Origin of the sequence: Bacteroides sp. 1_1_30, from assembly GCF_020982715.1 — a bacterium.
Lineage (GTDB): Bacteria > Bacteroidota > Bacteroidia > Bacteroidales > Bacteroidaceae > Bacteroides > Bacteroides xylanisolvens.
This window is the reverse complement of record NZ_JAJKHN010000010.1, coordinates 84,148-92,485: the sequence shown is the minus strand read 5'-3', so window position 1 is coordinate 92,485 and position 8,338 is coordinate 84,148. Positions and strand designations below refer to the sequence as shown.

Below are 8,338 nucleotides of genomic sequence, written 5' to 3'. Positions count from 1 at the left end.
GGTGGTGTCTCTACGGGGAAACGACAGTATCCTTACGTAGAAACTGTAGTGTCCCGCCTTAGAAACTCTCGTTTCCTGCCGTGGAAACTGTAATTTCTAATGCCGGAAACGAGAGTTCCCCGCCTGGAAACGGGAAGTTAATGTATACAATAAACTTTTGCCCTCCTAGAGAATTGGCTTATGTAAGGTTTATACTGTGTGGCAGATACTTTATCTGCAACCTATCTGCCGCAGGTATCTGCAACGCTCCAACTATTTATCAACTAGTGCATTACACGCGTTTGGTTGCAGGTGGCAGATGTTTTCATGTTTTTTCAACTTTATAGTAGGAGGATTACGCATCAAAATTAGGGTCACAACCGTAAGTCATAAAACAGATTCACCTCTGTGCCCTCTGTGTACTCTGTGGTGAAAACAGTGCAGACATGAATAAGATTCACTTCTGCGGCCTATATGGTGAATAAATTCAGAACGTTATAGGAAAGTAAAAGAATAACTTCCACGCGAGTGAAGGTTTTCTTTTACTTTTCTTTTTTTATAATAGCTGCAATCATAAAGTAGCTTACTTTTGTTCTTTCTCTATATATTGTATAATCTAAAATAACTAGTGATGCAAAAAATGAATAAAAATGGATTTAGCCAATGTGCCGGAGCGTACATTGAGCGTTTGCGAAAAGAAGGGCGATATTCTACCGCTCATGTTTATAAGAATGCTCTTTTTTCTTTTAGTAAGTTTTGTGGAACAGGTAACATATCGTTCAGGCAAGTCACCCGGGAATGTTTACGATGCTATGGACAGCATCTTTACGAGTCCGGGTTAAAACTCAATACGGTTTCTACTTATATGCGTATGTTACGTAGTATCTATAATCGGGGAGTAGAAGCGGGAAGTGCCCCTTATGTTCCCCGGTTGTTTCATGATGTCTATACAGGCGTGGATATCCGGCAAAAGAAAGCATTGCCTGTGACCGAATTGCACAAACTACTGTATGAGGACCCGAAATCCGAACGTTTGCGTCGTACGCAGACGATTGCAGCTCTGATGTTTCAGTTTTGTGGAATGTCATTTGCGGATTTGGCGCATTTGGAGAAATCGGCTTTAGACCGGAATGTGCTTCAATATAACCGTATCAAGACTAAAACACCTATAAGCCTGGAAATTCTGGAAAGTGCAAAAGAGATGATGAATCAGCTTCGAAGCAATAAAACTGCTCTTCCTGATTGTCCCGACTATTTATTCGATATTCTGCATGGTGATAAGAAGCGGAAAGATGAAAAAGCATATAAAGAATATCAGTCTGCTCTTCGTCGTTTTAATAATTCTTTGAAGGATTTGGCGAGAGTGTTGCGCTTGAATTCGCCCGTCACTTCATATACCTTCCGACATTCTTGGGCCACTACTGCTAAGTATCGCGGAGTTCCGATTGAAATGATTAGTGAATCGTTGGGACACAAATCTATTAAAACCACACAAATATATCTGAAAGGCTTTGGATTAAGAGAACGCACAGAAGTAAATAGAAAGAATTTATCTTACGTTAGAAATTACAATGTAAGTAGGTAATAGATAGGCAAAACTTTAATAATCAGTATTTAAATGTATCTGTTACTTCTTAGGTAACGGAATCAAATGTGACGCAAAGATATACAAAAATATAAATAGCAAACAAATATTCCCCCATTTTTTTTCGTTTTATCTGATGCATACGGCAAAAAAAAATCCGAACATGAAATAATCATATCTTCATGCCCTATGATTTATATGTCCTGTCTTAAAAAGAATTTTCCCCTTCGCCAAAGGCAAAAACTCTTCTATTACTGTAATTGTCGATGTTTTTCTCTATTCTCATTCCGATTGGTCTTGGTTGTGTGTTTACTGTTACCTAAGAAGTAACAGAATTATATAAGGTAAAAATAGTGGATTAATCAAAAAAGTTTTGAGAATATCTCTATTTAAAAGTATAACATACAAATAAAGATGAAACAAACTAAAGCGGCTTTTAGGAATAAGCCATTTATTTCGTTAAAAGGTAGTATTCTATTTCTGATACTCATTCCGATGAGCGGTCTGGTTCACGCGCAATATTCCATGGGAACAACGGGGCAGTTGATGATACCTACCGCTGAAATGCAGGAGACCGGTACATTTATGGGAGGAGTCAATTTCTTGCCCGAGCAAGTTACTCCATCGGTTTTCAGTTTTCCTACCATGAACTATTTTGTAGATATGACTCTTTTCTCTTTTATCGAATTCACTTACCGGATGACATTACTCAAAATGACAACCGGTACAGGCAGAACGGGTTATCATAATCAGGACCGTTCTAATACGATTCGTATTCGTCCGCTAAAAGAAAGTCGCTATTTCCCAGCTGTTGTGATTGGTGGAGATGATCTTTTGACGGAGAAGAAGACTCCGTATTGGGGAGCTTATTATGGTGTGTTGACAAAGACTATCGGGTTTCGTTCGGGAGACCAATTGGCTGTAACGGCCGGATGGTATATTCATCAAGGTGATTGTCGTGTATTTAATAAAGGACCTTTCGGAGGTGTCCGCTATACGCCTTCTTTTTGCAAAGAATTGAAGTTGATGGTGGAATATGATACGCGTGGATGGAATATGGGTGCTGCCATGCGCTTTTGGAAGCATTTGTCCGTCAATGTGTTTACTCGTGAATTTACATGTGTTTCCGCCGGTCTGCGGTATGAATGTACATTAATGCATTAAAAGAAGATGAAAAGGATTGTTAGTGTGACCGCTGTTTTTCTCTGTGGTATTTCTTTGTTACAGGCACAGCCTGTTCGTGTGAGTGAGACACTGAAAGAGTTGGATATGGAGAATATTTCAGTTGTGGAGAAAAGGGACACGATAACTGCGGCTTTTGAGACCTCTGCTTATAGAGGTATTTATAATGGAATCGGTATTGCCATACGCCATTTGGTTATTATACCGGAAATACCGACTTTGCAGCTACTTATATTAGATAATGCCTTACCACAATTATGCATAACCATCCCTGCAGAATTGATTCAAAAATATCAGTCCGGTGAATGTGCGTTGGATGAAGTGTATCGTAAGATGGGGATAACTACTTCTACCGAAACTGCTGTACGGCAGCTGAAAGGCGTAAAACGAAAAGAAAGTTCTTTCGGTAAGGTCGATTTGGTAGTATATCCCAACGTGATGTTAGTCAATAATGTAACTTATAAGTTGTATAAAGCGGCTCTCGAGTTGCAACCTGCCGTGGAAATGCAATTATGGAAAGGCGCCTCGCTACGGATGCAGGTTTCTTTGCCTATTGTAAGTAATGAAGATGGCAAGTGGAACTGCGTTCGCCTGGGATACATGACTTTTCGTCAGGATTTTCGCTTGGCTAATCATTGGAAAGGATACCTCACAGGCGGTAGTTTCTCGAATGACCGTCAAGGACTTGCAGCAGGCATCGGCTATTTTTCAGCAAATGGTCGGTGGACGGTAGAAGGTGGAGGAGGAATAACCGGCTCTGCTCATTTCTATGGTAGCGAATGGAAAATGAGTCAATGGAAAAGAGTCAATGGACAAATTAGTGTAGGATATTATATTCCGGAAGTGAATACCTTGGTGAAAGTAGAAGGAGATCGCTTTATTTATGGCGATTATGGAGTACGCGGAACTCTTTCACGCTACTTCGGCGAATATATTGTAGGTATATATGGTATGTATACAAATGGAGCAACGAATGCAGGATTCAACTTTTCTATTCCATTACCGGGAAAGAAACGCAGGCGACATCTGCTACAGGTAATGCTTCCCGAATATTTTGCTTTTCAGTATGATATGCGTAGCGGAAATGAATATGCCCATCGTTCGTTGGGCGAAAGTTATAGTGTTGAACCTAAGTCGGCAGAGAATTCACATTTCTGGCAGCCGGATTATATTCGATATTATTTGATTAAAACGAGTGAGAAGTGAAACATGATTGATATTTTAACTAGTATTTTTAACAAATTTGAAACATTATGAAAAGTGTAAAATGGTTTTATGTGGGTGCCATGGCAATAGCCTTGGGTATGTTAACTTTTGCGACAGTAGCCTGTCACGATGATGATGACGATCCGAAACCGGCAGAAGGGGAAGTAATTGAAACTCCAAAACCGGTAGTGGAGTATTACATTATGGGTACGGTGACTTCCGGAGGAACAGCAATGAATGGGGTAAAGGTAAAAGTGGGTAGTAAAAATTACACAACCGACTCGAATGGTAAGTTCTCTGTTACAGAAAGTGCTACAGGTACTTATAGTATTGAAGCGTCTTCTAATGGATATCTTTCACAAAAAACGTCAGTTGTCATTGCAGACAATGCGGAGAATCGTAGTGTGGTAACGGTAGCTTTGGCTTTGACAAAGGAGAGTCCGAAAGAGACTGTGTCGATAACGGCAGCAGAAGAAACTAAGGTAGAGGATAAGAGTGAATCGAATCTGGCAATTGAAGAGCCGGGAGAAGTTGCTCCGGAAGAAGTGGTAGAGGATAAACCACTCGTGAAAGTCGAATTGGCAATACCGGCAGGTGCAATTGAGGCAACAGGAGACAATGCAGAAATTGTTAAAGATGGTAAAGTAGACATCAGTGTAACAACCTTTGTTCCTGCTCCAGAAGAAGTGACTACTGAAGTGAAGGCTGAGGACGTGAATCAAGATGTAGCTAAAAGCATACCTTTAGCTGCTGCTAAATTTGAACCGTCTGGGTTGAAATTTACAAAAAAGGTTACGATTTCTATTCCTAACCCTATCCCTGGAATAACATTCGCTGATGCTGATATGATACTTACTTATCAGAATCCAGATACAGGAGAATGGGGAGATGCAAAAGATAATAAGGGAAATGTAATTAAAAATATATCTTCTACTACAGAAAATGGAGCTGTCACTGCATATACAGCCGATGTCGATCACTTCTCTGCTTATGCTATAGAGAATAAAGTATACAGCAAGATTAGTAATGAAACTGTGACAACTAATATTCTAGGACAAGCTAGTCGTGATAATAGCGAGAATGCTAAAGCGGTGACTGGCATTGAATTGAAATATAAGGAAAAGTCTGGTTGGGACTATGATAAGAATGATGCTGCTCTTGTTGCTGAAGTAAAATCGCAATTAGGAGCTGGTGCTAGTGCTGAAGATACAAAAACGGTGAATGCAATGGTTGCTTTCATGAAAACTCGTATGTTCTCATTAATGGGATCGGTATCTGGCATTACGGAAACTGAACGTGTTTATAACACTGTAAATGTAAACGGATACACCACTATGAGTTATACTTGCTATGCAAAAGCTCGTACTACCACATTGACGGCTAATGTAAAGTTTAATGGTCAAAACAAGACGGTTTCGATTACAGCAACTCGTTATACCGGAACGGATCATCAATATAAGACGGTTACTTATAATCCGACACATAGCGGCGGTAAGGGTGGTAGTATTTAAGATGTTTTATAGTAAGGGGCTTGGATTCGTTTGTAGCATTGAATCCCTGCCTTAGCCGATTAGGAAAAAGTACAGAGGTACATCTTTACCTAATCGGGGCCACGCATCAGATTTTATTTTGATGCACATTTCCCTGAATATCAACTGTCTGTGAAGATCGTTGATATGATTTGAAACGATTCATTGAATCGATATGTAATATTTTTAATAAAACCCTTTTGAATATGTTCCTTTTTTAATAAACCCTTTGGGGCATGTTCATATAGAGTATAGAGGGAGGAGATCACTGTGAAGCGGTCTCCTCTTTTGCTTTTTGAAAATATTGTATTACGCGAAGTAGTATTGCTAAAATCTGTCTTCCTTGGAGTGTTATTATATTCTTTTTGACTAGATTTGACTAGAAGTAATACCCTAAATTCACAAAACAACTTCCTTTGTCCGTCTGATTGGAGTATCCCAACGATATTTCCAATGGTCCGAAGATGCTGTCCATTCCATAACCTGCACTAACACCGAATAATTGCTTGCCTTTCAATATATCGAAGAAATTACTATCCGTTAGCCCGTAGTTACCCGTCAGCGTGAGATAATGAATGGCTCCCATACGTTGTCTGAACTTAATAGACGCAATCATGATGGTGTTATCCATCAATTCCAGATTGGTGACCCCGGCAAATGGTAATTGCTGTGGAATATAGAAACCGGGTACGTCACCGCCAATGGCATTTTGCAGCGGATAAGGAAAATCTCTTCCGATCAGGATACGTCCATAAATGGAAGGAATGACGGAGAAACGGCGGGTCACAGGGATGACACTTGCCCACGAAGCATTCAATGCTGAAAATGGAGCATGGTCGTTGTATTGTGCCATGTTATCCGTATAAAGCGAATAGGCAGCTCTGAAGTCACTTCCTTTAGAAGGGAAGCGTCCTTTATCGTATGTATTATATTGCACTTGGGCAAAATAACTTAGAAAATGTTCCGATTCCACTTTCAGATCGGAGATTTCAGGTTTCTTGAACAGGAAATCTTTGTACTTGTAGTATTCAAAACGCAGACCGAGTCCGAAGCGGAAATTCTTGTACCATACATCGGAGAAACCGAATTCTGCCAGATGATATTTATACGTTGTATTATAGGCACGGTCACCTTCCTCGTAAATGTTGATATCGTTGTATTGGAACATATACGAGAAGTTGAAATTACGTTGCTGCATCGGTTCTAGCGTATAGTCTATGCGGGCAGCATATCGTTTACCCAATCGACCGGTAAGAGCCAGGCGGGAAGGAATATGAGTTTTGAGGTCTGCCGTTGCATTCACCAACAAAGACGCGATTTCTTCCGAATCGAAACGGATGCCCAGATTGATTCTTCTTTCGTATTTTTCCTGCAACAGGAAGTTGAGGTGATAACCTTCAGGAGTCTCTTTCAATGTATAGCTGGCACTGGAATAGGATTGGCTGCCACGTAATTGATACAAGGCCTGTTCTATTTGTTGAGTGGTAATGTCACTGTTTTCTTTCAGATTACATTTCTTCATCAGCCATTTTTTATCATCCACCTCTACACCGGAAAATGAGATGTCCGTCACATAAACTGTGCGTGCATTGGAAAGAGAAGAATAAGGGCCATGTTGCTTCGGAGTATAATCTTCGGCTATTCCTATCTTCTTTTTCAAGGCAAGCAACGAATTCCATTGTTCTTTAGCCGCTTCTTCGCCTCTTCGCATCAGAGTGTCGATGGCTGCCGGGGTAAAACTGGCAGATGAATATCCCTCCACATTGACACGGATATAAGTGTCTGTGAGGTCTACATTCTTTTCGTGGTTAGACTGGCAGGTGATGTCTACAATCTGTCCCAGAATATCGGGGACGCTGTTGAGCTTGTCAGCCTTCTTCAAAGCATTCTGCACGTCTACTCCGATAATAATATCGGCTCCCATGGCTTTCACAACATCTGCCGGATAGTTGTTTACAATGCCGCCGTCCACTAATACCATGCTGTCTTGCCGTACCGGAGTGAATACACCCGGAATAGCCATACTGGCACGCATAGCGGTTGAGAGTATTCCGTCATGGAATACAATTTGCTCTCCATTGACAACATTGGCTGCCACACAAGCAAAAGGAATGGGAAGTTTATTGAAGTCGATGGAGTCATGATACCCCACAGTGAGATCTGAAAATAGGTTAGCCAGATTTTGCCCTTTCATGAGTCCTCCGGCAGCAGCATCCTTGGGAGTTTTGGTGAAAGGGATAGAGACTGTATATTTTTCAGACCGCTCACGATCAGTCAATGACATGGCACTTCGTTTGATACGGTCGCTCAACAGGAATGTCCAATCTTGTTTTCGTACCATGCTGTCCAATTGTTCCGTAGTATAACCGATGGCATACAGACCACCTACGATAGCTCCCATACTGGTGCCGGCTATATAGTCAATAGGAATTCCGGCTTCCTCAATTACTTTCAGTGCTTTGATGTGTGCCATTCCTTTGGCACCGCCACCGCTTAGAACGACACCTACCTTTTTCCTTTGCTCTTGAGAATGCAAAGAAAAAGGCAATAAGATGCCAATTGATAAAACTAATGTTGAAAAGATTTGTTTTTTCATTAGGATGTGGTCTAGTGTTGATGTTTAATATAATACAAATGTAGAGCATAATTTGTTTAGTTGTTGAAATAGGAACTAAAAAAAATGTTCCAAAAGTCGGAAATGTGGATTTTTTCTACACCATACAGTGAATTTCCACACTTTCTGCAAAACGAAGAAATATCTAATGCTTTGATTTTAAGCAAATAATGCAGCTAACGCATTTTTGGTATATGAGTTGTAAATAAGGATATAGAACAAACATAAGTTAAATTAAATAAT

At 40.4% G+C, this 8,338-nt stretch carries 5 protein-coding genes; 4 read left to right on the top strand and 1 reads right to left on the bottom strand.

Annotated elements, in window-relative coordinates:
* The first annotated feature begins 610 nt into the window (after positions 1 to 610).
* The 4 genes from LPH68_RS04225 to LPH68_RS04210 all read left to right on the top strand — a co-directional run bounded on the left by LPH68_RS04225 (position 611) and on the right by LPH68_RS04210 (position 5,463).
* Positions 611 to 1,564, top strand: coding sequence for a tyrosine-type DNA invertase cluster 3b (locus LPH68_RS04225; protein ID WP_141409107.1), 954 nt, complete (start codon positions 611 to 613; stop codon positions 1,562 to 1,564).
* A gap of 414 nt (positions 1,565 to 1,978) precedes the next feature.
* The gene (locus tag LPH68_RS04220; protein WP_004325599.1) at positions 1,979 to 2,728 is read left to right on the top strand and encodes a YjbH domain-containing protein; all 750 of its coding nucleotides are present in this window, start codon (positions 1,979 to 1,981) and stop codon (positions 2,726 to 2,728) included.
* A 6-nt stretch (positions 2,729 to 2,734) separates the two neighbouring features.
* Positions 2,735 to 3,952, top strand: a complete 1,218-nt coding sequence (locus LPH68_RS04215; RefSeq protein WP_141409108.1) for a YjbH domain-containing protein — start codon at positions 2,735 to 2,737, stop codon at positions 3,950 to 3,952.
* 47 nt (positions 3,953 to 3,999) lie between these two features.
* The gene (locus LPH68_RS04210) at positions 4,000 to 5,463 is read left to right on the top strand and encodes a carboxypeptidase-like regulatory domain-containing protein (RefSeq protein WP_118408096.1); all 1,464 of its coding nucleotides are present in this window, start codon (positions 4,000 to 4,002) and stop codon (positions 5,461 to 5,463) included.
* 397 nt (positions 5,464 to 5,860) lie between these two features.
* Here the strand turns inward: LPH68_RS04210 and LPH68_RS04205 are convergent, their stop codons facing one another.
* On the bottom strand, positions 5,861 to 8,077 hold the full coding sequence (locus LPH68_RS04205; protein WP_008021830.1) for a patatin-like phospholipase family protein: 2,217 nt from the start codon (positions 8,075 to 8,077) through the stop codon (positions 5,861 to 5,863).
* Positions 8,078 to 8,338 lie beyond the last annotated feature (261 nt).

Bases quoted from the DNA above. Each gene is read 5' to 3' on its own strand.
- LPH68_RS04225 (WP_141409107.1), top strand. From the start codon at position 611: ATGCAAAAAATGAATAAAAATGGATTTAGCCAATGTGCCGGAGCGTAC.
- LPH68_RS04220 (WP_004325599.1), top strand. From the start codon at position 1,979: ATGAAACAAACTAAAGCGGCTTTTAGGAATAAGCCATTTATTTCGTTA.
- LPH68_RS04215 (WP_141409108.1), top strand. From the start codon at position 2,735: ATGAAAAGGATTGTTAGTGTGACCGCTGTTTTTCTCTGTGGTATTTCT.
- LPH68_RS04210 (WP_118408096.1), top strand. From the start codon at position 4,000: ATGAAAAGTGTAAAATGGTTTTATGTGGGTGCCATGGCAATAGCCTTG.
- LPH68_RS04205 (WP_008021830.1), bottom strand. From the start codon at position 8,077: ATGAAAAAACAAATCTTTTCAACATTAGTTTTATCAATTGGCATCTTA.